We start from the raw sequence: 21,062 nt of genomic DNA, 5'->3' as shown, positions 1-21,062 counted from the left end.
CCCCCCTTCTGTACGTCCTGTACATTTTTTACGGACAGCTCGCCGAAGGCGGCTCCGCCGCGAGGAAGGGTGTGCCCCCATGTCCCGACCGTCCGCACGTCATGTCCTGCCCGAGTTCACCGAACGCACCGGATCCTCCGTGCGCACCCTGGATCCGTACGCCAAGCTCTTCGAGGACCGGATCGTCTTCCTCGGCACACCGGTCGACGACACGGCCGCGAACGATGTGGCGGCCCAGTTCATGTACCTGGAACACGCCGCTCCCGACCGGGACATCACGCTGTACGTGAACTCGCCGGGCGGCTCCTTCGACGCGATGGCGGCGATCTACGACACGATGCGGTACGTCACGTGCGACGTGGTGACCTACTGCCTGGGCCAGGCCGCCGCCCCGGCCGCCGTGCTGCTCGCCGCCGGCACCCCGGGCAAGCGCTTCGCCCTGCCCGGCGCGCGGATGGTGATCCGGCAGCCCGCACTGCCCGAGCCGGTGCGCGGCCAGCCGAGCGACCTGCTCATCCAGGCCGAGGAGTTGACCCGGATCCGCGCGATGCTGGAGGAGATGCTCGTCCGGCACACGGGGCGCACGCCCGGCCAGGTGCGCGAGGACCTGGAGCGCGACCTGATCCTGGACGCCCCGGGGGCGCTCGCGTACGGTCTGGTGGACGGCATCGTGCCCAACCGCCGGGACACGCCCGGCGCACCGGACGCGAGGTGAGCCGCCCCATGCTGCCGGATCTTCCGCCACTGCCCGCCCTGACCCGGGCCGAGGGCGAAGTCATCGACCGCTACCTGGACGCGGTCGACCTGCTGGGCCGTATCAATCCGGCCCGGCACGGGGACACCTACCGCGGCATGCGAGCGGCTCAGGCGCTGGTGCGCAAGGCGGCAGAGCTGTGCGACGCGCTCACGCTGATGCACCGACGGGGCGAGACGGAGCTGCACGGGGACACGCTGGCACGCGCGTTGCGGGTGCTGGACGGTGAGCGCCGGGCCGCTCTCGTCGCGCTCCCGCCGGACGACGTCGGCTGAGGCGGACACCTCTCCGGGCCGTCCGGTCCCGTGCGTCGACACGACCCGTGCGGACCGAACTTGAAACGGCCCGAACGACGTACCGCCGACCGGTGTACATCCAGATCGATTTCCGGGCCTCCCGAGTTGCGCGATACGCGGGTCCATGGGCCGCAGAAGAGGGCATCGTCCCAGGTCCGGGGCTACGTAACGGTTCTGACGGAGGCTCGGGCGGAGCAGTGTCCACCCGAACGGATGAGTGGTGAGTAACGCCACAAATCCCCGATTCCATTGGGATTTTCGGACAGCAGTGAGTGAAGATCCCTGTCTGACGACAAGCCCCCGCCACCGCGGCGGGGCGATCCGGGCGGACGCCGAGTCCTGCCGCCGCCCGGATGACCGGTCGACAGAAGTGGATCGGCAGGAGTGGAGGACCCAGGCAAGACGGGTCGCCGGAACGAGTGCTCGGCTGTTCGACACAGCCGGGTCGCACGCTCCGAGCAGCCCTTGGGGTGAAGCCGTGGCAACGCGGCCGGGCAACTTCGCCAGCCCGAATCCGACAGGTCATCCTTCACAGGCGGCTGACGAAGGGTTGCGCATGACTGCGCTCAATCGTGTCCCGTCGCTGATGGCCCGGGCCGGCACGGCCTCGGCCCTGACCCTCGCCGCCGTGGGCGGCTCCATCGCGGTGCCCGGTCTCGCCGGCGAGGCCTCGGCCGCGACCACAGCGACGAAAGCACTGCAGATCGCCGCGTCCAAGAAGGGTGCCCCGTACTCGTGGGGGGCGACCGGTCCGCGCAGGTTCGACTGCTCGGGTCTGACGCTCTACTCCTACAAGAAGGCGGGCAAGAAGCTGCCGCGTACCGCCGCGCAGCAGTACAACAAGTCGCACCACATCTCCGCCCACAGCCGCAAGGCGGGCGACCTGGTCTTCTTCCACTCGGGCTCCAGCGTCTACCACGTCGGCATCTACGCCGGCCACGGGAAGATCTGGCACGCCCCGAAGACCGGTGACGTGGTGAAGCTCCAGAAGATCTGGACGAGGAGCGTCTGGTACGGCCGGGTGAGCTGACCCGCCGTCAGGCCAGGGGCGGCTCCGGCAGCAGGGCCGCTCCCAGCGCCGTCAGCGCAACCCCGGTGACCGCCCGGATCCCTGGGGCGGCCCGGGGCCCGACGAACAGCGCGAGCAGCGGTGTCCTGGGCGGCCTCGGCCGCGGCCTCCTCCGGCGACGGACGGCCCGGACAGCGCCCCCAGGGCGCACCCGCCGAGCGGGTGCGGGGGCGGCACCGCTGGTGCACCGCCGTGGGCCGCCACCGCGGGGTCCGGCCGGCCGAGGCGGGCTCACCGCAGCTCGTGGCCCGCGCCGGGCGGGTGCTCGACGAACCGGAGCGGGCCCGGCACAAGCCCGCACGACTGACTGGCGGTGAACCGCGGCTCAGCGCCTCCCGGCCCACCGGGGCGCGTCCGCCCCCGCCGACGCACGGCGCGTCCCGCCGAGCACGTTCCGGCGTACGGCCCCCGGTCGCGGACTGCGAGGCGTCGGCCGGTGTCCTCGTGGCAGCGGCCGGCGAGGTGGATCCGGCGCTGACCCACACCTTCTGTGGCATCCGCCCCCGCGGGCAGCGGCTCGATCTCCCGCCGGGCCGGAGGGTACGGCGCCGTGCCGACCCCGGCGCCGCTGGTGCCGGCCCCCCTGACACGCCGTGATGTGCGCGCTCGTCGGCGCGGGGCTCGGGGCGGCCGTCGTACCGGAGACGGCGGCGCGGACCGCGACCGCACAGGGCGGGGCAGGCGGCGGGCGGCCGGCCGCGAGGGATCCGGCGGCGGGCGTTTTCCGGGCACGCGGCCGGGGGCGGCCGGGCAGGCCGGGCCGCGAGGCTCGCTCAGGGTTCCTGTCCCGCCGGGACGGGCGCGGCCGGGACCATCCAGGGAAGCTCGATGGAGACCGTCTTGCCGCCCTCGCGGGTGGGGCGGACCCGGAGTCTGCCGCCGCACTCCGCGGTGAGCCAGCGGATGATGACCATGCCGCGGCCGTTGTCCTGCTGGACGGCGGCGGGCAGTCTCTTCGGGAAGCGCGGGTGGCTGTCCGTGACGCCGATGCGCAGGTGTGCGTCATGGCGCAGCGCGATGTCGACCGTGAAGGTGGGTGACTGACCGAAGGTGTGCTGTACGGCGTTGGTGGCGAGTTCGGAGACGATGAGCCGCACGGTGTCGGCCACCTCGGTGTCCGACGGCAGGCCCCATTCCACGAGGGTTCCCACCACGTAGGAGCGGGCGGCGGAGACCGAGGCGGGATCGCTCGGCAGAGTGACGGATGCTTCCAGATGGTCTGCCATGGCGACGTCGTCCCTTTCCGACGGGGCCGCGGTCCGACATACAGCGGAGGGTTCGAGTACGGTCCCGGACTGGTGCTTGCTCGCCAGCCTGCCATCAACGGGCCGTCACAGGGAGCGATCCACCAAGATATGCATATATCTGTCGCCCAAAGCGGTGAACTCTACTACGCGAGACCGTATTTGGGTGGCCCGGAGGGAGTAAGGAGGAGCCCATGCAGAACGGTCCTGCGGTGCGCCGCCGCAAACTGGGCGCCGAATTGCGCACCATGCGTACCGCCACCGGGCTCACGAGCGGGGAGGCGGCCCGGCTGGTCGGCTGGCACCAGTCGAAGGTGAGCCGCATCGAGACCGGCGCCAGCGGTGTGAAACCGGCCGATCTGCGCTTGCTGCTGGACGCCTACGGGGTGCGCGACAAGCATCTGCGCGAGTTGCTCCTGATGCTGGCGGGGGCGGAGGACGCGGGCGGGCGGCACCGCTGGTGGCACGCCTACCGCGGGGTGCTGCCGCCCACGTACCGCGACTTCATCAGCCTGGAGTCGCAGGCCGGCGCGATGCGCACCCTGGAGACCACGGTGGTACCGGGGCTGCTGCAGACCGCCGAGTACGCCCGCGCGGTCACCCGGGCGGCCGTGAAGGACCTGGCCGAGGACCGCCTCGACACGCTGGTCGAAGTGCGCCTGGCCAGGCAGGACGTGCTCCATTCGGACCCGCCGCTGGTGCTGGACGCCGTGCTGGACGAGGCGGTGCTGCGCCGTGAGGTCGGCGGCCCCGGCGTGATGGCCCGGCAGCTGGAGCGGCTGATGGAGGCCGCCCGGCTTCCGCAGGTACGGCTCCAGGTTCTGCCCTTCACGGCCGGCGCGCATGTCGGCCTCACCGGGCCTTTCGTTATCTTCTCATTTCCGAGCACTTCTGATCTGGATGTGGTTGTTCTCGACCAGCTGACGAGTAGCCTCTACCTGGAACGGAAAGAAGACCTCATGGCCTACACCGAGGCCTTCAACACCCTTCGGTTCCACGCCCTTTCCCCCGAGGACTCGTTGGACTACATCGCCGGGATAGGTGACGGCGCGTAAGGAGGCACCATGTCAGCACTGCCTCGGAACGTCCCTGCCAGTACCGATCTGCACGACGTGCGCTGGCTGCGCAGCAGCTACAGCACGGGAGCGAACAACTGTGTGGAGACGGCCCGGCCGCGCTCAGGGCCCACGGCCGGACTCCTCGCCGTACGCGACTCCAAGAACCCCGCCGGACCCGCGCTGCTCTTCTCCACCGACAGCTGGGCCGACTTCGTGACCACCCTCTGATCAGAGCGGACGATCAGATCGGATGATTAGATCCGATCATTCCCAGTCGTTCTCAGGCGACGCACGGCCGTGTCACGCCGACTCATGGTCGCGTTTCGCCGATGACTCGTACAGCGCGTTCGATCTCGGCCCCGGAGAGGTCCGCGCGGGCGGTCAGCCGCAGCCGTGAGATGCCGTCGGGCACGGAGGGAGGGCGGAAGCAGCCCACGGCCAGGCCTGCCGTACGGCAGTCGGCCGCCCAGCGCACCGCCTGCTCCGGGGACGGAGCCCGCACGGAGACCACCGCGGCGTCCGGACGCACCGCTTCCAGACCCGCGGCGGTCAGCCGTGCGTGCAGTTCCGCGGCCACCGCACGGGCCCGCGCCGCCCGTTCCGGCTCGCGCTCCAGCAGCCGCAGCGCCGCCAGCGCGGCACCGGCGGCGGCCGGCGCGAGTCCCGTGTCGAAGATGAACGTCCGGGCCGCGTTGACCAGGTGGTCGATCACCCGGGCCGGGCCGAGGACCACCCCGCCCTGACTGCCGAGCGACTTGGACAGGGTCGCCGTGACGACCACGTCGTCGGCGCCCGCGAGCCCGGCCGCGTACGGGGCGCCCCGGCCGCCGTCGCCCAGCACGCCCAGCCCGTGCGCGTCGTCCACCACCAGTCCCGCGCCGTGCTCCCGGCACGCGGCGGCCAGCGCGGCCAGCGGCGCCTGGTCCCCGTCGACCGAGAACACCGTGTCGGAGACGGCGATCGCCGCGCCCGCGCGGGTGCCGAGCGCCTTGCGCACGGCCTCCGGGTCGGCGTGCCCGACGACCTGCGTCTCGCCCCGGGCGAGCCGGCAGCCGTCGATGAGCGAGGCGTGGTTGCCCGCGTCGGAGACGATCAGCGAGCCGTGCGGGCCGAGCGTGGTGACCGCCGCCAGATTGGCCGCGTACCCGGAGGAGAACACCAGGGCCGCCTCGAACCCGCAGAACGCGGCGAGCGCCCGCTCCAGCTCGGTGTGGAGCGCGGTGGTGCCGGTGACCAGCCGGGAGCCGGTGGCGCCGCCGCCCCAGGTCCGGGCGGCGCCGGCCGCTCCCTCGATGACCTCCGGATGGCGGGCAAGGCCCAGGTAGTCGTTGCTCGCCAGGTCCAGCAGCGGCGAATCGGCGGGGCGCGGACGCAGGGTGCGGACGAGTCCGGCGCGGCGCCGCGCCCCGGCCTGCTCGTCGATCCAGCCGAACGCCATGGGTCCTCCGGTGCTTTTGTAGGTAGCGGACAGACCCTAGCGGCACCACCTGTCCCCCAGGATGTGGCAATACCCACACGGTGAACCCGCTCCGTTGTGCAAAGTCTCCTTGGCCCGGGGCGGTCCCGTAGGACAGGATCGGGCCTCATGGACCTGCTGAACACGCTGGTGGACAAGGGGCTTCGGCGCGAGCTGCCGACCCGCGAAGAAGCGCTCGCCGTGCTGGCCACCTCCGATGACGACCTGCTCGACGTGGTGGCCGCGGCCGGCAAGGTGCGCCGGCACTGGTTCGGCCGACGGGTGAAACTCAACTATCTGGTCAACCTCAAGTCCGGGCTGTGCCCGGAGGACTGCTCCTACTGCTCCCAGCGGCTGGGCTCCAAGGCCGACATCCTGAAGTACACCTGGCTCAAGCCCGACGAGGCCTCCGAGGCCGCCGCCGCCGGTCTCGCGGGCGGCGCCAAGCGGGTCTGCCTGGTGGCCAGCGGGCGCGGCCCGACGGACCGGGACGTCGACCGGGTCTCCGAGACCATCAAGACCATCAAGGAGCAGAACGAGGACGTCGAGGTGTGCGCCTGCCTCGGCCTGCTCTCCGCCGGCCAGGCCGAGCGGCTGCGCGCGGCGGGCGCGGACGCCTACAACCACAACCTCAACACCTCGGAGTCCACGTACGGGGACATCACCACCACCCACACGTACGCCGACCGGGTGGACACGGTGCGGAAGGCGCACGCGGCCGGTCTGTCCGCGTGCTCGGGTCTGATCGCGGGCATGGGCGAGACCGACGAGGACCTCGTCGACGTGGTGTTCTCGCTGCGCGCGCTGGACCCGGACTCCGTTCCGGTGAACTTCCTGATCCCCTTCGAGGGCACCCCGCTGGCCGAGGAGTGGAACCTCACCCCGCAGCGCTGCCTGCGGATCCTCGCGATGGTCCGGTTCGTCTGCCCGGACGTGGAGGTCCGGATCGCGGGCGGCCGCGAGGTGCATCTGCGCACCATGCAGCCGCTGGCGCTGCACCTGGCCAACTCCATCTTCCTCGGCGACTACCTGACCAGCGAGGGCCAGGCCGGCAAGGCCGACCTGGACATGATCGCGGACGCGGGCTTCGAGGTGGAGGGCGCGGACCGGGTCACGCTGCCGGAGCACCGGACGGCGGGCGGCGGCTGCGGCTCGCACGCGGAGGCGGGCTGCGGTTCCCACGCGGAGGGCGGCTGCGGTTCCCACGCCGGAGGCGGGTGCGGCTCGCACGAGGGCGGCGGCGTCTGCGGTACGGCGGCCGAGCCCGCGGCTGCCGCTGCGGCCGAGCCCGCGGCGGCGCACGAACCCGCCGGGGCGCAGGCGCCGCGCACCGACCTGGTCTCGGTCCGCCGCCGGGGCGCCGGAACGGACCTCGCCCCCAATGCCTGAGCGGTCCCCCCTGGGTGTGCCCGAGCTGCTGGAGCTGGACCGGCGGCATGTGTGGCACCCGTACGGCCCGATGCCCGGGCGCGTGTCCCCGCTCGTCGTCGAGTCGGCGAGCGGGGTCCGGCTGCGCATGGCGGACGGCTCAGGCGAGCTGATCGACGGCATGTCGTCCTGGTGGTCGGCCATCCACGGCTACCGGCATCCGGTCCTCGACGAGGCCGTGCGCGAGCAGCTGGGCCGGATGAGCCATGTGATGTTCGGCGGGCTCACGCACGAGCCCGCCGTCCGGCTGGCGAAGCTCCTTGTCGATATGTCGCCTGACGGCCTCGAGCACGTCTTCCTGGCCGACTCGGGGTCCGTGTCGGTCGAGGTCGCGGTGAAGATGTGCCTGCAGTACTGGCGTTCGCTCGGCCGGCCCGGCAAGCGGCGCCTGCTGACCTGGCGGGGCGGCTACCACGGGGACACCTGGCAGCCGATGTCGGTGTGCGACCCCGAGGGCGGGATGCACGAGCTGTGGTCCGGTGTGCTGCCGCGCCAGGTGTTCGCGGACGCACCGCCCGCCGCGTACGAGGAGTCGTACGCGGAGCAGCTGCGCGAGCTGATCGCCGCGCACGCGGACGAGCTGGCCGCGGTGATCGTGGAGCCGGTGGTGCAGGGCGCGGGCGGGATGCGCTTCCACTCCCCCGCCTATCTGCGGGTGCTGCGCGAGGCGTGCGACGCGCACGACGTGCTGCTGGTGTTCGACGAGATCGCCACCGGCTTCGGCCGCACCGGCGCGCTGTTCGCAGCGGACCACGCGGCCGTCGCCCCGGATGTGATGTGCGTGGGCAAGGCGCTGACCGGCGGCTATCTGACGATGGCGGCCACCTTGTGCAACGCGCGGGTGGCGGACGGCATCTCCCGGGGCGAGGTGCCGGTGCTGGCGCACGGCCCGACGTTCATGGGCAACCCGCTGGCGGCGGCCGTGGCCTGCGCCTCCGTCGAGCTGCTGCTGGGCCAGGACTGGCTCTCGGAGGTCAAGCGGATCGAGGCGGGCCTGCGCGAGGGGCTCGCGCCGGCGCGCGAGCTGCCCGGGGTCCGGGACGTCCGTGTCCTCGGGGCCGTCGGGGTCGTCCAGCTCGACCACGCGGTGGACATGAAGGCCGCCACCGACGCGGCCGTACGGGCGGGCGTGTGGCTGCGCCCGTTCCGCGACCTGCTCTACACGATGCCGCCGTACGTCACCTCGGACGAGGACGTGGCACGGATCGCGCGCGCGGTGTGCGCCGCGGCGCGGGAGGGATGAGATGCCGGTACTGGTGATCACGGGGACGGGCACGGAGGTCGGCAAGACCGTCACCACCGCCGCCGTCGCCGCCGCCGCGCTCGCGGCGGGGCGCTCGGTGGCCGTGTTGAAGGCCGCCCAGACGGGCGTACTGCCGGACGAGCGCGGGGACGCGGACGAGGTCGTGCGGCTGGCGGGTCCGGTCACGGCCGACGAAGTCGCCCGTTACCCCGAGCCGTTGGCGCCGGGCACGGCGGCCCGGCGGGCCGGGATGGCGCCGGTGCACCCGCACGAGGTGGCCGAGCGGGCCGCGAAGCTGGCCACCGAGCACGATCTGGTGCTGGTCGAGGGGGCGGGCGGGCTGCTCGTCCGGTTCGACGCGGCGGGCGGCACACTGGCCGACGCGGCCCGGCTGCTGGACGCGCCGGTGCTGATCGTCGCGCAGGCCGGGCTCGGCACGCTCAACACCACCGAGCTGACGGCGCGCGAACTGCGGCGCGGCGGTCTTGAGCCGCTCGGTGTGGTGATCGGCAGCTGGCCCCGCACCCCGGATCTGGCCACCCGCTGCAATGTGGCGGACCTGCCGGAGGTCGCCGGCGCCCCGCTGCTCGGCGCGCTGCCCGCCGGCGCCGGGACGCTGCCGCCCGCCGCGTTCCGCACGGCGGCACCGTCCTGGCTCGCGCCCCGGCTGGACGGGACCTGGGACACGGAGGCGTTCCGGGTACGGGAGGCGCCGTAGCCCGCGCTGGGGTGGCGGGGCGGGAGGCGCCGTAGCCCGCGCCGTGGCGGCGGGGCGGGCGCCGTGGCCTGCGGCGGGCCGGTGGGACGCACCCTGATCCCCGGCCCGGCTCGGCAGGCTCCGCAGCCCCGAAGGCCGGTGCGGCGGGCACCGCGAGCCCGCCCGCGACGAGGCGTTCGCGTGGGCGGGCCCGGTGTCCGCGCCCGCCTCGGTTCGCGGTGACGTACGCACGAGGCGGCCCGCTCGGTGCCGCCCGGCCGGGGTACGGCGGTCCGGCGGGGGTGCGGGGCCGTGTCCCGGGGGACACTCTTCCCAGGACCGTGCTGTCCAGGGAGGTTGCCATGAGGCTGCTGTCCACCCGTTCCGGCCAGGTGGCGCGGGATCCCGTCCACCATCCGCTGTTCGCCCGGTACTACGCCCGGATCAGTGTGGCCGCCGAGTCGGGGCTCGGGCTGGCCGGGCTGCGGGACCGGCTGCTCGCCGGGCTGTCCGGGCGGGTCATCGAGATCGGCGCGGGCAACGGGCTGAACTTCCGGCACTATCCCGCGACCGTCGCCGAGGTCGTCGCGATCGAACCGGAGCCGCTGCTCAGGCAGTTGGCGCTGGACGCCGCGCTGCGCGCCCAGGTGCCGGTCGACGTGGTGCCCGGCGCGGCGGAGGCACTGCCGGTCAAGAGCGAGGCGTTCGACGCGGTCGTGCTGTCGCTGGTGCTGTGCAGCGTGCGGGATGTGGCACGGACGCTCGGCGAGGTGCGGCGGGTGCTCAGGCCCGGCGGCGAGGTGCGGTTCTTCGAGCACGGGCGGGGCGGCGGCCCGGTGATGACGCTGGCCCAGAAGGCGCTGGACCACACCCTGTGGCCGGTGCTGAACGGCGGCTGCCATCTGTCCCGGGAGCCGGTCGCCGCGCTGCGCGAGGCCGGGTTCCGCCTCGGGCCGCAGCGGCGGGTGATGCTGCCGGAGCGGGGCCCGGCGCTGCCGACCTCCTACTGCGCCCTGGGGGTGGCCTGGCGGCCGGACGAGCCGGACCGGCCCGACGAGCGCTGACCAGCGCCGCCGGGCGTTGCCGCAGGCCGTCGTCAGCTGGTCCAGCGGCGCAGTTCGCGCGCGATGTCGTCGACGCCCGCCGTGCCGTCCTTCACCAGCCGGGCCAGGTCCCTGACCTGCTCGGGTGTGGTGACGACCTTCGCCCCGCTGGCGACCAGATAGGCGTAGGCGACCGCCGAGGCGAACAGCGCGTTGGAGCGCTCCAGGGCCGGCACATGGATCAGGAGCTGGAGCAGGGAGGCGGCGCGGGCGTGCGGGTCGTCGTATACGGGCACGCCGAATATGTCGGCCCGGTGCCGGGCGACGGCGGCCACCAGGGCACCCCAGTCGGTGACCTGCGGATCTCCGGGGGTCCGCTGTTCGGCGAGCATGAGCAGCCAGGCGAGGTCGATGCTGAGGTCGTTCAAGATGTCAGCGGCGGCCTTCAGCGGCGTCGGTGCCGCGGTGCTCGGTGAACTCCTCGGCGAACACGGACTCGTACTGCTTCATGAAGTCGGCGGCGGCGTCGACGAACGCGCGGCCCGCCTCGCCGGTGTCCTGTCTGACCAGCTCTTCGATGTAGCGGTTGACGCTCATGCCGCGGGCCAGGGCGCGCTCGCGGGCCGCGCGGGCGGTGTCCTCGTCCACGCGCACGTTCAGCTGGGTCTTCGCCATGCCTCGACGCTAGCGCCGGAACGCTAGCAACGGCAAGGGCGCACGGAGGCGATGCGCCGGGTCCCGGGTGTCCCTTACGCTCGCCCCCTACGGGAGTTCCGGCGACCGGGAGGCGGCCTTGTCGACACCTGCTGCGCAGCACGCACCCGACCGCACCCCGGACGGCGGGAGCGCGGCCCGCGCCCGCGGGCTGACCAAGGCGTACGGCTCCGGTGAGACGGCCGTACGCGCCCTGGACGCGGTGGACGTGGACATCGCGCGGGGCCGGTTCACCGCCGTGATGGGCCCCTCGGGATCCGGGAAGTCCACGCTCATGCACTGCCTCGCCGGACTCGACACCGTCACCGCCGGTCAGGTCTGGCTCGGCGACACCGAGATCACGGGGCTGCGGGAGCGGGAGCTGACCCGGCTGCGGCGGGACCGGATCGGGTTCATGTTCCAGTCCTTCAACCTGATCCCGACGCTGACCGCCGCCGAGAACATCACGCTGCCGATGGACATCGCGGGCCGGCGGCCCGACCCGGAGTGGCTGGACCAGGTCATCGACACGCTCGGGCTGCGGGACCGCCTCGGGCACCGGCCGGCCCAGCTCTCCGGCGGCCAGCAGCAGCGGGTGGCGTGCGCGCGGGCGCTGGCCGCCCGGCCCGAGCTGATCTTCGCCGACGAGCCGACCGGCAATCTGGACTCACGGGCCGGCCTGGAGGTGCTGGGCTTTCTGCGCGGCGCGGTGGACGACCTCGGGCAGACCGTCGTCATGGTCACCCACGACCCGGGTGCCGCCGCCCACGCCGACCTGGTGCTCTTCCTCGCCGACGGGCGGATCGTGGACGAGATGCCGCGGCCGACGGCGGACACCGTGCTGGAGAGAATGAAGCGGTTCGACGTGGTCCGGGGCCGATCCGGCGACGGACGCAGCGCCCAGGAGGGCTGATCCGGTGCTCAAGGCGACCCTGCGGAGCTTCCTCGCGCACAAGGGACGGCTGGCGCTGTCCGCGCTGGCCGTGATCCTCTCCGTGGCGTTCGTCGCGGGCAGCCTGATCTTCTCCGACACCGTCACCCGCACCTTCGACCGGCTGTTCGCCTCCACCGCCGCCGATATGACGGTCCAGCCGAAGCAGGACCTGGGGGCGGCCCGGCTGAGCGGTGCGGCGCCGACCCTGCCCGCCGCGCTGCGGGACCGGGTGGCCCGGATCGACGGGGTCGCGGCGGCGCGCGCCGAGGTGTCGGTGCAGAACGCCGTCGTGGTCGACCGCCACCACAAGTCCGTCGGCCCGACCACCGGGGCCCCGACCATCGCCATGGCCTGGTACGCCACCGACCGCAGCCCGGTACGGCTGACGTCGGGCCATGCGCCGCGCGGGGCGGGCGAGGCGCTGCTGGACGCGGACACGGCCGGCAAGAAGCACGTGCGGATCGGTGACACGCTGACCGTGCAGGCGCAGCCGGGGGCGTTCCGGGTCCGGATCGTCGGCATCGCCACCTTCACCACCACCAACCCGGGCGCCGCCCTGGTCTTCCTGGACCCGGCGGTGGCCGGCCGGGAACTGCTCGGCTCGTCCGCGCGGGCGACCGGCATCGCGGCGGACGCGGCCCCCGGCGTCTCCGACGCGGAACTCAAGCACCGGATCGGCGCGGCGATCGGCACCCGGACGTACGACCTGAAGACCGCCGCCGAACAGGCCAAGTCGGCCGCGGCCACGCTCGGCGCCTTTCTCGACGTGATCAAGTACGTGATGCTGGGCTTCGCCGGTATCGCGCTGCTGGTCGGGGTGTTCCTGATCGTCAACACGTTCTCCATGCTGATCGCCCAGCGCACCCGCGAACTGGGCCTGCTGCGGGCGCTGGGCGCGGACCGGCGGCAGGTGCGGCGCTCGGTGCTCACGGAGGCGCTGCTGCTGGGGCTCGTCGGCTCGACACTCGGTCTCGCCGCCGGGATCGGACTGGCGTTCGGGCTGATCCGGCTGATGAGCACGTTCGGGATGAACCTGAAGGCCACGGAGATGGTGATCGGCTGGGGGACGCCGGTCGCGGCCTATGTCGTCGGCCTCGGCGTCACCTTCGTGGCCGCCTATCTGCCCGCGCGGCGCGCGGCGGCCGTCTCGCCGATGGCGGCCCTCGCCAGTGACGGGGTCGCCGAAGCGGGCGGCGCCGGCAAGCCGTTGAAGGTGCGGGCGATCGCCGGGGCGGTGGTCGGGGCGGCCGGGGCCGCGGCGCTGGCCGGGTGCGCGGCGGCGACCCGGACCGGGCAGGCCGCCGCGCTGCTGGGTGCCGGTGTCGTCCTGACGCTGATCGCGACCGTGGTCGCCGGACCGCTGCTGGTGCGGCCGGTGATCCGGGTGCTGGGCGCGGCCTTCCCCGCGCTGTTCGGGCCGGTCGGCCGGATGAGCCAGCGCAACGCCCTGCGCAACCCGCGCCGGACCGGTGCCACGGCCGCGGCGCTGATGGTGGGCCTCGCCCTGGTCGGCGGGATGTCGGTGGCGAGCGCCTCGATGTCCGCGTCGTTCGACCGGCAGATCGACCGGACACTGGGCGCCGACTTCGTCGTCCAGAACGCCAACTTCACCCCGTTCACCCGGCAGATCGCGGACCGGGTGACGGCGACGCCGGGTGTCGGGCTCGTCGTACGGCAGCGGCTCACCTCCCTCGCCGTACGGCTGCCGGACGGGCGGCGGGTGACGACGTCCGCCACCGGGTACGGCCCGCGGCTCGACGAGGTCGCGCACCTGACGTACGCGCGGGGCGGTTCGGCGGCGGCCCTGGCCGACGGTCATCTCGCGCTGGACGCCGACTACGCCGCCGACCACGGGGTGCGGATCGGCAGTCTGCTGCCGGTCGAGTTCCCCGGCGGGCGGCGGGCGGAGCTGACCGTGGGCGCGCTGACCGACCAGGAGTCGGCCGAGGGCTTCGGCAACCAGGGCGGCATCTTCTTCGGCCTGGCGACGCTGGAGAAGTACGTGCCGCACGGCCAGGACTCGGCGCTCTACGTCAACGCGGCCCCCGGCACGGACCCGACGGATCTGCGTCCGCGCCTGGAGCGGACGCTCACGGCGTTCCCGCAGGTCCAGGTGCGCGACCAGGCCGACTACAAGGATCTGGTCCACGATCAGATCGCGGTGCTGCTGTACCTGGTGTACGCGCTGCTCGGGCTGGCGATAGTGATCGCCGTGCTCGGTGTGGTCAACACGCTCGCCCTGTCGGTGGTGGAGCGGACCCGGGAGATCGGGCTGCTGCGGGCGATCGGTCTGGGGCGGCGGCAGCTGCGCCGGATGATCCGGCTGGAGTCGGTGGTGATCGCGGTGTTCGGGGCGGTCCTGGGTGTCGCGCTGGGGCTGGTGTGGGGGGTGTGCATGCAGCAGGTGCTGGCCCTGCGCGGGCTGACGGCGCTGGCGATCCCCTGGGGCACGATCGTCGCGGTGGTGATCGGTTCCGCGGTGGTGGGCGTCGTGGCGGCGCTGCTGCCGGCGCTGCGGGCGTCGCGGATGAACGTGCTGGCGGCGATCGCCCACGAATGACCGCCCGCGAATGACCGCCCACGAGTGATCCCCCCCCCCCCCCCCGGCCGGGGCGGACGGGCGGGGCTCGGGCTGGCGTGATGGAATCGGGGAAGTGCTCAAGTCGTCTTCCACCGGGGAGAGTTCATGACGCGTCCGTTCCGCTTCGGAGTCAATCTGCTCACGCCGGCCCCCGCCGCCGAGTGGCGTGCCAAGTGCCGCCGGGCGGAGGAGCTGGGGTACGACGTGATCCTGGTCCCGGACCATCTCGGCATGGTCGCGCCGTTCCCGGCCCTGGTGGCGGCGGCGGAGGCGACCGAACGGCCGCGGCTCGGCACGTTCGTGCTCAACGCGGGCTTCTGGAATCCGGCGCTGCTGGCCCGCGAGGTGGCGACCACCGACGCGCTGACCGGCGGCCGGCTCGAACTCGGCCTCGGCACCGGGTACGTACGGGCGGAGCACGAGGCGGCCGGGCTGCCGTACGGTTCGCCGGGCGAGCGGGTGGACCATCTGGAGCGGACGGTGACGGAGCTGACCCGGCTGCTCGGCTCGCCGGAGCACGAGCCGCGTCCCGCCCAGTCCCGGGTGCCGGTGCTGATCGGCGCCAACGGCGACCGGATGCTGCGGCTGACCGCCGAGCACGCGGACATCGCGGCCTTCACCGGGGCCCGGCCCGGCAAGGCGTCCGGCGCGCTGGTTCCGCTCGGCCCCGAGGAGCTGGACGAGCGCCTGGCGCGCTACCGGGCGCTCGCGGCCCACCGGGCGGAGCCCGCCGAGCTGAACCTGCTGATCCAGTTCGTGGCCGTCACCGGTGATCCCGAGGCCGCGGTGCGGCCGATGCTGGAGCGTCAGCCGCACCTGACCGCCGAGCGGGTACGGGACCTGCCCATCGTGCTGGCCGGTCCGCTGGAGGACGTGGTGGCGAAGGTGCGGGCGCAGCGGGAGCGGTACGGGTTCTCGTACCTGACCGTGCTGGAGCCGTTCATGGAGGCGTTCGCGCCGGTGCTCGACCGGCTGCGCGAGGAGCCCGCGTGATGCGGTCCCCCCGCGTCGGGCGGAGCGGCGGAGGAGGATCCCGGTGAATCGCTCACCGGTGGCCCCTCCGCCGGGCGCCCCCTAGGCCCGGCAGACGCCGCGGGCGTAGTCGTACGTGGCCGTCGCCTGGGAGTACCGCCACTGCGGGTCCAGCAGATCCGCCTTGAGCTGGGCCGCCGCCCCGGGGCTCTCCACGACGTAGCCGAAGTCCTGGAGCCAGGACGGGTAGAGGTTCTTCGAGCCGATGTAGAACGCCGCGTCGTCGACCGACACCAGCTTGTGGTGCTGGGCGTACGGGTGGCCGTCGGCCCACTTGGCACTGTTCGAGCTGCGGAAGGTGGCCAGCTGGAGGGTGGAGCACATCGTGGTGCGGGCGGCGCCCTTGTCGCCGGTGAGCAGGGCGAGGCGGTCGCGCAGGGTGTCGCTGACCTCCGAGAGGGACTTGATCTGCGAATAGCCACCGCTGCCGACCGCGCCGCGGTTGGCGGGGTCGCTGACCACGATGCGCACCTTCACGCCCGCGGCCATCTTCGCGGCGAGGGCGTCGTAGAGCCTGATGTCGTAGCGCGGCAGGGGCGGGCAGGTGGCGTTGAGGTCCTGCTGGGAGATCTCGATGTGGTCGCGGGCGCTCGCGACGAGGGCGCGCAGGGCGCTCTCCTCGGGGTTGACCGTGTCGTAGTCGCGGTCGGCGTTGGTGTTGTCGTGCAGCCCGATCACGCACTTGGTGTCCGGAGCGCTGGGCAGGGCCGGGCGGAACTCCGAGGCGGGGTCGCTGTCCTTGATGCCGACGCCGAGGCCGCCGACGGCGATCGCGGGGACGTCACCGCCGGGGCGCGGGGTGCCGGCGTCCCCGGCCAGCGACGGCATGCAGCCCGCCCCGTTCGACGCGGCGAACCAGACGCTGGCGATGTTCGACTTGTTCGCGCAGGTCCAGGCCCACAGCGTGTCCAGGTACCGGCCCGCCGACTTCGCGGCGGGGCCGGTCAGCGCGAGGTCGACGTCCGTCACCGGGTGGGCGGTGTCGACGTAGTCGTCCTTCCAGCCGTTGATGCCGCCGGTGACGACCGACTGGTTGTCGACGACGAGCAGCTTGGAGTGGTTCCAGGAGAACGCGGTCTTCGAGGTGGTCATCGATGCCACGTTCAGCGTGATGTCGTCGGCCGCGCTGCCCAGCTTGGCGGTCAGCTCGTCGCGGTACTTCGACGGCACCACATTGAGGTGGTAGACGGGCGCGGCGCCGACGAGGACGCGTACCTTCAGCTTGTGGCCGGCGGCGGCCGAGGCCTTGAGCCCGTCGGCGATCGCATCCTGGAAGGCCCCGTTGGGGAACGGCGCGAGGGAGGATATGTCGACGGTGTGCGTCGCCTTGGAGATGTTCTCGGTCATCTTGGCGAGCAGCCGCTCGGTGCCGGGCCGTTCGGCGCACTTGTCGTCGCCCCAGCAACCGGGCGTCTGGAGCAGCCAGTCGGAGCCGCCGGCCGTCGAGGAGTCGAGCCGGTTGCCCTCGGTGCGCTCCCAGACGCTGCCTTCGAGACCGGGCGAGACCTCGCGCAGCGTCTGCTCCACGCTGTCCAGGTGCGGGGTGGCCGATGGACCGGCGGAGTCCGCGAAGGCCGGAGCGGCGGGCAGCACCGCGAGGACGAGAGAACAGGCGGCGGCGCGGCGCGGCATACGGATGCCGCGGCGGCGGAGCTGACGGTGAGGCAAGTCTTCTCGCATTCTGGCTGGCGTCGACAGACGCCTTTTCAAGATCAACTTCGGGAGATTACCAAGCAGGCGAAGACCGCCGGAACCGCCGACGGCACCGTTGGCCGAGAACAGCTCCTCGCTCCCGGCCCTGCCAAGAGTCGGAAGTCAGAAGTCAGAGGGCAGGAGGAGGGAGACCGGTCGAAGTCGCCGTCCACCAGGCCGAGTCGGTGGACCCAACAGGGCCGACACCTCGCGTTCGCGGGGGGGAGGGGAAGGAGGACGGCGAGCCGTTCGGTGGCGGCGGCTGCGGGCGCGGCGGTGACGGTGGCGGGGCGGGGCCGGACGGCGCGGGCGAGGGCCCGGCCCACCTGCTCGCCTGCTCGCCTGTTCGCCTGTTGCCCTGTTCGCCATGGGGCTCGCCCACCTGCGGGGCGCGGGGGACGGGGGCGCGCTCGTCGCCGTCCTCGTCGTCCTCACCGCGAGCACGATCCCGTTCCCCGCGCCCCTGGCCGCGCACGGGCGGCGACGCGCGGACCGCCACCGAGGGCCTGGCCCGGACGTTCCGGGCGGGCCATCACCGCCGCTGCGGCCATCATGATCGTGGCGGTCGGCCCCGTGGGACACGGTCCGGGACCGGCCGCTCCCCGGCACGGAAACCCGTTCGCAGGCCCGGCCGGCGCTCTGCTTGGCTCATCCCATGAGCGATCTCCACATCCGCTGCGCCACCTTCTCGGACATCGATTCCGTGCTGCGGTTCTGGCGCGACGCCGCGGAAGGAACGAGCATCAGCGACGACCACGACGGACTGGCCCGGCTCATCACGAGGGACCCCGAAGCCCTGCTCCTCGCCGAGCACGACGGCGTCCTCACGGGAACCGTGATCGCCGGTTTCGACGGCTGGCGGTGCCATCTGTACCGGCTCGCGGTGCATCCGGAGCGGCGGCGGCAGGGCATCGGCTCGGCCCTGCTGGCCGCCGCCGAGGAGCGGCTCGTACGGCTCGGCGGGCGGCGCGCGGACGCGATGGTGCTGGTCCGCAACGAGCGGGCGCGGCACGCCTGGGGCGCGGCGGGATACGGGCCCGAGGAGCACTGGCGGCGCTGGGTGAAGCCGCTCACCGACTGAACCATGACACCCACTTTGCCCATCCTTTACTATTGAGGGGCACTCGGTCCCCGATGAAAGGTTGTGAGCGTCCGCCCATGGGCGAGCCTCCCAGTCCGCGACACCGCGCGATCTCCCCTGCCCTGTCCGACCATGGGACGGGGGTGACCCGATGACGGAAGTGCTGCTCCTCCTGGTGGCGATCCTGCTGTCACTGGCCTGCGGCGCGTTCGTGGCGGCGGAGTTCTCGCTGACCACCGTGGAACGCGGCGAGCTGGAGCGGGCCGCCGAACGCGGCGAGCGCGGCGCCCCGGGCGCCCTCAAGGCCGTACGGAACCTGACCTTCCAGCTCTCCGGCGCCCAGCTCGGCATCACCGTCACCAACCTGGTGGTCGGCATGCTCGCCGAGCCGTCGATCGCCAAGCTGCTGGCCGGACCGTTCCGGGCGATGGGGCTGTCCGGGACCACGGCGAGTTCGATCGCGCTGGTGCTGGGCACGGCCCTGTCGACGGTCTTCCTGATGGTCGTCGGCGAGCTGGTGCCCAAGAACTGGGCGATCTCCTCGCCGCTGGCCGTGGCCAAGCGGGTGGGCAGCGCCCAGCGCCTGTTCAGCGCGGCCTTCCGGCCCTTCATCACGCACCTGAACAACACGGCCAACCGGTTCGTGCGCCGCCTCGGCATCGAACCCGCCGAAGAGCTCGCCTCCGCGCGCGGCCCGCAGGAGCTGGCCGCCCTCGCCCGGCACTCCGCCAGGCAGGGCGCGCTGGAGGCGGACACCGCCGAGCTGTTCGTCCGCACACTGAACCTGGCCGACCTCACGGCCGAGAACGTGATGACCCCGCGCGTCCAGGTCGTCGCCCTGGACGCGCAGGCCACCTGCGAGGACGTGGCCAACGCCACCCGGGCCACCGGCCTGTCCAGGTTCCCGGTCTACCGGGGCAGCCTGGACTCGGTCGTCGGCACCGCCCACATCAAGGACGTGCTGGCCGTCCCCGCCGACCAGCGGCGCCACCGCAGGGTCGCCCAGGTGATGCGCGAGCCGTTCCTGGTGCCCGAGTCCCTGACCGTGGACCGGCTGCTGGACCAGCTCTCCGGCAGGCGCACCATGGCCGTCGTCATCGACGAGTACGGCGGCACGGCCGGCGTCGTGACGCTGGAGGACATCGTCGAAGAGGTCGTCGGCGAGGTGCGCGACGAGCACGACCCGCACGAGACGCCCGACATCGCCCCCGCGGGCGCGGACGAGGAGGGCCGGGCCCTCTACTCGGCGGACGGCGCCGCCCGCACCGACCAGCTCGCACGCGTGGGACTGCGCGTGCCCGAGGGGCCGTACGAGACGCTGGCCGGCCTGATCGCCGCCCAGCTGGGCCGGATACCCGCCGTCGGCGACCGTGTGGAGGTGGCCGGCTGGCGGCTGGACGTGGTCGACGCCGCGGGCCGCCGGGCCGCCCGGGTGCTGCTGCACGCACCACTGGACGACGGCGAACGGACCGACGGGACCGACGGCGCCGCCGGGGCCGACAGGGCCCGTGGAACGCGCGGGAGCCGTGGGACGCGCGGAGGTCGTGGGACGCGTAGGACACGGGAGGAGACGCGATGACCGTCGTACAGCTGCTGATCGGCCTGGCGACCCTCGTCGTCAACGCCTTCTTCGTGGGCGCGGAGTTCGCCCTGATCTCCGTGCGCCGCTCGCAGATCGAGCCGCTGGCCCAGGAGGGCGACCGGCGCGCGCGGAGCGTGCTGTGGGGCCTTGAGCATGTGTCGGCGCTGCTGGCCGCCGCCCAGCTCGGCATCACGCTGTGCACGCTGGTGCTGGGCGTGGTCGCCGAACCGGCCATCGCGCATCTGCTGGAACCGGTGTTCCACACGCTCGGCGTGCCCGCCGGCGCCGGTCACGTCGTGTCGTTCGTGATCGCGCTGACCCTCGCCACCTATCTGCACATGCTCCTCGGCGAGATGGTCCCCAAGAACATCGCGCTCGCGGAGCCGGTGCGCAGCGCCCTGATCCTCGGCCCGCCGCTGGTCACGCTGGCCCGGGCGCTGCGACCGGTGATCTTCTCCATCAACGCGTTCGCGAACGGCCTGCTGAAACTGTTGCGGGTGGAGGCGAAGGGCGAGGTCGCCGCGACCTTCACGGACACCGAGCTGGCCGAGATCGTCAAGGACGCCAGCCAGGCCGGCCTGATCGACGACCGGGCGCAGGAGCGGCTGCACGACGCGCTCGAACTGGGCAGCCGGCCGGTACGGGACGTGATCGTCCCGCTGGAGCGGGTGGTCTACGCGCGCGTGGGCGTCACCCCGGAGCAGTTGGAGCGGCTGTCGGCCGACTCGGGCTTCTCCCGGTTCCCGGTGGTCGACACCGGCCGCCGGATCGTGGGCTACCTGCACGTCAAGGACGCGCTGGACGCCTCGCCACGGGACATGCCCTTCCACCTGCGGGACATGCGGCCCATCGCCCGCGTGCGGGAGGGGACGCCGCTGGACGACGTGCTCACCGCGATGCGGGGCAGCCGGACGCACCTGGCGGCCGCGCTCGGCGACGACGGCAGACTGGCGGGCCTGGTGACCATGGAGGACGTCCTGCGCGAACTGTTCGGCCAGCCGGCGCAGGGGTGACGCCACGGGCGGGCCCCGGGGTGAGGCCCCGGGGCCGGTCCCGCCGAGACACTCGGAGAGCGGCGCTCCGGCCAGGCACTCCAGGGCAGGACTCCGGCGTGACACCGCGGGGCGGCGCATCGCCGTGATACTCCTGGGGCGGTCCCGCGACGCGCTCCGGGGCGGT

Annotated in this window: 20 protein-coding genes and 1 riboswitch; of the genes, 15 read left to right on the top strand and 5 right to left on the bottom strand. The window is 73.2% G+C overall.

The annotated features are described in order from the left end of the window. The first annotated feature begins 79 nt into the window (after positions 1 to 79). The 3 genes from ACF073_RS34150 (at position 80) to ACF073_RS34140 (ending at position 2,080) form a co-directional block, all read left to right on the top strand. Positions 80 to 715, top strand: a complete 636-nt coding sequence (locus ACF073_RS34150; protein WP_392075344.1) for an ATP-dependent Clp protease proteolytic subunit — start codon at positions 80 to 82, stop codon at positions 713 to 715. 8 nt (positions 716 to 723) lie between these two features. After that, entirely contained in the window at positions 724 to 1,029 is a 306-nt protein-coding gene (locus ACF073_RS34145) for a hypothetical protein (RefSeq protein WP_392075343.1), read from the top strand. Between the two features lie 341 nt (positions 1,030 to 1,370). Then, positions 1,371 to 1,603: riboswitch (cyclic di-AMP (ydaO/yuaA leader) on the top strand. 3 nt (positions 1,604 to 1,606) lie between these two features. Then, positions 1,607 to 2,080, top strand: a complete 474-nt coding sequence (locus ACF073_RS34140; protein ID WP_392075342.1) for a C40 family peptidase — start codon at positions 1,607 to 1,609, stop codon at positions 2,078 to 2,080. Between the two features lie 812 nt (positions 2,081 to 2,892). Here the strand turns inward: ACF073_RS34140 and ACF073_RS34135 are convergent. Further along, entirely contained in the window at positions 2,893 to 3,345 is a 453-nt protein-coding gene (locus ACF073_RS34135) for an ATP-binding protein (RefSeq protein WP_392075341.1), read from the bottom strand. A gap of 212 nt (positions 3,346 to 3,557) precedes the next feature. Here ACF073_RS34135 and ACF073_RS34130 point away from each other — a divergent pair, with 212 nt between their 5' ends. Beyond that, positions 3,558 to 4,418, top strand: a complete 861-nt coding sequence (locus tag ACF073_RS34130) for a helix-turn-helix domain-containing protein (RefSeq protein WP_392075340.1) — start codon at positions 3,558 to 3,560, stop codon at positions 4,416 to 4,418. A 9-nt stretch (positions 4,419 to 4,427) separates the two neighbouring features. After that, entirely contained in the window at positions 4,428 to 4,649 is a 222-nt protein-coding gene (locus tag ACF073_RS34125; protein ID WP_392075339.1) for a DUF397 domain-containing protein, read from the top strand. A gap of 82 nt (positions 4,650 to 4,731) precedes the next feature. Here the strand turns inward: ACF073_RS34125 and ACF073_RS34120 are convergent, their stop codons facing one another. Next, positions 4,732 to 5,859, bottom strand: coding sequence for an 8-amino-7-oxononanoate synthase (locus tag ACF073_RS34120; RefSeq protein ID WP_392075338.1), 1,128 nt, complete (start codon positions 5,857 to 5,859; stop codon positions 4,732 to 4,734). A gap of 147 nt (positions 5,860 to 6,006) precedes the next feature. Between ACF073_RS34120 and bioB the strand changes: the two genes are divergently transcribed. The 4 genes from bioB (at position 6,007) to ACF073_RS34100 (ending at position 10,309) form a co-directional block, all read left to right on the top strand. Beyond that, positions 6,007 to 7,266, top strand: a complete 1,260-nt coding sequence (gene bioB, locus ACF073_RS34115) for a biotin synthase BioB (RefSeq protein WP_392075337.1) — start codon at positions 6,007 to 6,009, stop codon at positions 7,264 to 7,266. Further along, a complete protein-coding gene (locus tag ACF073_RS34110; RefSeq protein WP_392075336.1) occupies positions 7,259 to 8,548 on the top strand; it encodes an adenosylmethionine--8-amino-7-oxononanoate transaminase in 1,290 nt (429 codons plus the stop codon). Before bioB ends, ACF073_RS34110 begins: the two co-directional genes overlap by 8 nt. A 1-nt stretch (position 8,549) precedes the next feature. Continuing rightward, positions 8,550 to 9,266 (top strand): dethiobiotin synthase, encoded by a 717-nt coding sequence (gene bioD / locus ACF073_RS34105; RefSeq protein WP_392075335.1) that lies wholly within the window; start codon positions 8,550 to 8,552, stop codon positions 9,264 to 9,266. 341 nt (positions 9,267 to 9,607) lie between these two features. Further along, entirely contained in the window at positions 9,608 to 10,309 is a 702-nt protein-coding gene (locus ACF073_RS34100) for a class I SAM-dependent methyltransferase (RefSeq protein WP_392075334.1), read from the top strand. A gap of 32 nt (positions 10,310 to 10,341) precedes the next feature. Here the strand turns inward: ACF073_RS34100 and ACF073_RS34095 are convergent, their stop codons facing one another. Beyond that, positions 10,342 to 10,716 carry a fic family toxin-antitoxin system, toxin component gene (locus ACF073_RS34095; protein ID WP_392075333.1) on the bottom strand — a complete coding sequence of 125 codons (375 nt, stop codon included), beginning with the start codon at positions 10,714 to 10,716 and terminating at the stop codon, positions 10,342 to 10,344. A 4-nt stretch (positions 10,717 to 10,720) separates the two neighbouring features. Beyond that, complete coding sequence (locus tag ACF073_RS34090; RefSeq protein ID WP_392075332.1) at positions 10,721 to 10,963, bottom strand: toxin-antitoxin system HicB family antitoxin; 243 nt, start codon at positions 10,961 to 10,963, stop codon at positions 10,721 to 10,723. A 118-nt stretch (positions 10,964 to 11,081) separates the two neighbouring features. Between ACF073_RS34090 and ACF073_RS34085 the strand changes: the two genes are divergently transcribed. From ACF073_RS34085 to ACF073_RS34075, 3 genes are all read left to right on the top strand, one after another. Further along, positions 11,082 to 11,894 carry an ABC transporter ATP-binding protein gene (locus ACF073_RS34085; protein WP_392075331.1) on the top strand — a complete coding sequence of 271 codons (813 nt, stop codon included), beginning with the start codon at positions 11,082 to 11,084 and terminating at the stop codon, positions 11,892 to 11,894. Positions 11,895 to 11,898: 4 nt separating this feature from the next. Next, a complete protein-coding gene (locus ACF073_RS34080) occupies positions 11,899 to 14,475 on the top strand; it encodes an ABC transporter permease (protein WP_392075329.1) in 2,577 nt (858 codons plus the stop codon). Positions 14,476 to 14,601: 126 nt separating this feature from the next. Further along, the gene (locus tag ACF073_RS34075; protein ID WP_392075328.1) at positions 14,602 to 15,489 is read left to right on the top strand and encodes an LLM class F420-dependent oxidoreductase; all 888 of its coding nucleotides are present in this window, start codon (positions 14,602 to 14,604) and stop codon (positions 15,487 to 15,489) included. 81 nt (positions 15,490 to 15,570) lie between these two features. On the opposite strand, the gene ACF073_RS34070 is transcribed toward ACF073_RS34075, so the two are convergent. After that, positions 15,571 to 17,196, bottom strand: a complete 1,626-nt coding sequence (locus tag ACF073_RS34070) for a phospholipase D-like domain-containing protein (RefSeq protein WP_392075327.1) — start codon at positions 17,194 to 17,196, stop codon at positions 15,571 to 15,573. Positions 17,197 to 17,875: 679 nt separating this feature from the next. Between ACF073_RS34070 and ACF073_RS34065 the strand changes: the two genes are divergently transcribed. The 3 genes from ACF073_RS34065 (at position 17,876) to ACF073_RS34055 (ending at position 20,896) form a co-directional block, all read left to right on the top strand. Then, complete coding sequence (locus tag ACF073_RS34065; protein ID WP_392075326.1) at positions 17,876 to 18,301, top strand: GNAT family N-acetyltransferase; 426 nt, start codon at positions 17,876 to 17,878, stop codon at positions 18,299 to 18,301. Positions 18,302 to 18,452: 151 nt separating this feature from the next. Beyond that, entirely contained in the window at positions 18,453 to 19,880 is a 1,428-nt protein-coding gene (locus ACF073_RS34060; RefSeq protein WP_392075325.1) for a hemolysin family protein, read from the top strand. After that, positions 19,877 to 20,896: a hemolysin family protein gene (locus ACF073_RS34055; RefSeq protein WP_392075324.1), complete on the top strand. Its 1,020-nt coding sequence runs from the start codon at positions 19,877 to 19,879 to the stop codon at positions 20,894 to 20,896. The genes ACF073_RS34060 and ACF073_RS34055 overlap by 4 nt, the downstream gene beginning before the upstream one ends. The last annotated feature ends 166 nt before the right edge of the window (positions 20,897 to 21,062 follow it).

Origin of the sequence: Streptomyces sp. NPDC015171, assembly GCF_043079545.1 — a bacterium.
Lineage (GTDB): Bacteria > Actinomycetota > Actinomycetes > Streptomycetales > Streptomycetaceae > Streptomyces.
Note: the sequence above shows the minus strand (reverse complement) of the source record. Positions and strands in the feature narration are given on the sequence as shown.

Excerpts from the sequence above, each read along its gene's own strand:
- ACF073_RS34150 (WP_392075344.1), top strand. The coding sequence starts at position 80 with ATGTCCCGACCGTCCGCACGTCATGTCCTGCCCGAGTTCACCGAACGC.
- ACF073_RS34145 (WP_392075343.1), top strand. The coding sequence starts at position 724 with ATGCTGCCGGATCTTCCGCCACTGCCCGCCCTGACCCGGGCCGAGGGC.
- ACF073_RS34140 (WP_392075342.1), top strand. The coding sequence starts at position 1,607 with ATGACTGCGCTCAATCGTGTCCCGTCGCTGATGGCCCGGGCCGGCACG.
- ACF073_RS34135 (WP_392075341.1), bottom strand. The coding sequence starts at position 3,345 with ATGGCAGACCATCTGGAAGCATCCGTCACTCTGCCGAGCGATCCCGCC.
- ACF073_RS34130 (WP_392075340.1), top strand. The coding sequence starts at position 3,558 with ATGCAGAACGGTCCTGCGGTGCGCCGCCGCAAACTGGGCGCCGAATTG.
- ACF073_RS34125 (WP_392075339.1), top strand. The coding sequence starts at position 4,428 with ATGTCAGCACTGCCTCGGAACGTCCCTGCCAGTACCGATCTGCACGAC.
- ACF073_RS34120 (WP_392075338.1), bottom strand. The coding sequence starts at position 5,859 with ATGGCGTTCGGCTGGATCGACGAGCAGGCCGGGGCGCGGCGCCGCGCC.
- bioB (WP_392075337.1), top strand. The coding sequence starts at position 6,007 with ATGGACCTGCTGAACACGCTGGTGGACAAGGGGCTTCGGCGCGAGCTG.
- ACF073_RS34110 (WP_392075336.1), top strand. The coding sequence starts at position 7,259 with ATGCCTGAGCGGTCCCCCCTGGGTGTGCCCGAGCTGCTGGAGCTGGAC.
- bioD (WP_392075335.1), top strand. The coding sequence starts at position 8,550 with ATGCCGGTACTGGTGATCACGGGGACGGGCACGGAGGTCGGCAAGACC.
- ACF073_RS34100 (WP_392075334.1), top strand. The coding sequence starts at position 9,608 with ATGAGGCTGCTGTCCACCCGTTCCGGCCAGGTGGCGCGGGATCCCGTC.
- ACF073_RS34090 (WP_392075332.1), bottom strand. The coding sequence starts at position 10,963 with ATGGCGAAGACCCAGCTGAACGTGCGCGTGGACGAGGACACCGCCCGC.
- ACF073_RS34075 (WP_392075328.1), top strand. The coding sequence starts at position 14,602 with ATGACGCGTCCGTTCCGCTTCGGAGTCAATCTGCTCACGCCGGCCCCC.
- ACF073_RS34065 (WP_392075326.1), top strand. The coding sequence starts at position 17,876 with ATGAGCGATCTCCACATCCGCTGCGCCACCTTCTCGGACATCGATTCC.
- ACF073_RS34060 (WP_392075325.1), top strand. The coding sequence starts at position 18,453 with ATGACGGAAGTGCTGCTCCTCCTGGTGGCGATCCTGCTGTCACTGGCC.
- ACF073_RS34055 (WP_392075324.1), top strand. The coding sequence starts at position 19,877 with ATGACCGTCGTACAGCTGCTGATCGGCCTGGCGACCCTCGTCGTCAAC.